We start from the raw sequence: 1568 nt of genomic DNA on the forward strand, positions 1-1568 counted from the left end.
CCGAAGCCCCCGCGCGAGCCCTCCTCCAGCGTGATCAGAACCTCGTGGCTCGCCGCCAGATCCAGGATCATGCCCTCGTCCAGCGGCTTGGCGAAGCGCGCATCCGCAACCGTCACGGCGATGCCCGCCTCGTCCAGCTGGTCGGCCGCCTTCAGGGCTTCCGCCAGACGCGTGCCCAGCGACAGGAGCGCCACCCGCGCACCCTCGGGCCGCCGCACGATCCGCCCGCGCCCGATCGCCAAGGGCTCGCCCCGCTCGGGCAGCTCCACCCCCACGCCCTCGCCGCGCGGGTAGCGCAGAGCGATCGGGCCCGCATCGTGCGCGTGCTGGGTCGCCACCATGTGCACCAGCTCGGCCTCGTCGGCGGCCGCCATCACCGTCATGTTCGGCAGGCAGCAGAGATAGGCCAGGTCGAAGGCGCCCGCATGCGTGGCGCCGTCCGCGCCGACGAGCCCCGCCCGGTCCAGGCAGAAGCGTACAGCTAAGTTCTGCAGCGCCACGTCGTGCACGACCTGATCGTAGGCCCGCTGCAGGAAGGTCGAGTAGATCGCCACGAACGGCTTGTAGCCTTCCGTCGCCAGCCCGCCCGCGAAGGTGACCGCGTGCTGCTCGGCGATGCCGACGTCGAAGGTGCGGTCGGGATGGGCCTTGCCGAACAGGTCGATGCCGGTGCCGCCGGGCATCGCCGCGGTGATCGCCACCACCTTCGGGTCGGCGTCGGCCGCCTTGATCAGGCTCTCGCCGAACACGCGGGTGTAGGCCGGGGCGTTCGGCTTGGCCTTGGCCTGCACGCCGGAGAGCACGTCGAACTTGACCACGCCGTGGTAGCGGTCGGCGGAGGCCTCGGCCGGCGCGTAGCCCTTGCCCTTCTGGGTGACGACGTGGAGCAGGATCGGGCCGTGCTCGGCGTCGCGCACGTTCTTGAGGATGGGCAGCAGGTGGTCGAGGTTGTGCCCGTCCACGGGGCCGACGTAGTGGAAGCCCATCTCCTCGAACATCGTGCCGCCGCCCACCACCAGCGAGCGGGCGTACTCCTCGGCGGCCGCCGCGCGCTGGTAGAGGGCCTTCGGCAGGAGCTGGCCGAGCTGCTTGGCGGTCTCGCGCAAGCTGCGGTAGGTGCCGCCCGAGGCGAGCCTGGCGAAGTAGGCCGACATGGCGCCCACGGGGGGCGCGATCGACATGTCGTTGTCGTTGAGGATGACGATGAGGCGCGAGTGCAGCGCGCCGGCATTGTTCATGGCCTCGTAGGCCATGCCGGCCGACATCGAGCCGTCGCCGATCACCGCGATGACGTTGCGCCGCTTCGGAGCCTCGCGGCCGGCGGCCTTGGCCTCCGCGACGTCGAGGTCGCGGGCAACCGCCATGCCGAGGCCGGCGGAGATCGAGGTGGAGGAGTGGGCCGCGCCGAAGGGGTCGTAGACGCTCTCCGAGCGCTTGGTGAAGCCCGACAGGCCACCGCCCTGGCGCAGCGTCCGGATGCGGTCGCGGCGGCCGGTGAGGATCTTGTGGGGGTAGGCCTGGTGTCCGACGTCCCAGATGATGCGGTCGTCGGGGGTGTCGAAGACGTG

General features: G+C 71.4%; 1 protein-coding gene. It reads right to left on the bottom strand.

From position 1 onward, the window contains the following. A partial coding sequence (gene dxs, locus MFF56_RS31775; RefSeq protein WP_238232194.1) for a 1-deoxy-D-xylulose-5-phosphate synthase occupies positions 1 to 1568 on the bottom strand: 1568 nt, incomplete at both ends.

Origin of the sequence: Methylobacterium hispanicum, assembly GCF_022179285.1 — a bacterium.
Taxonomy (GTDB): Bacteria; Pseudomonadota; Alphaproteobacteria; order Rhizobiales; family Beijerinckiaceae; genus Methylobacterium; species Methylobacterium hispanicum.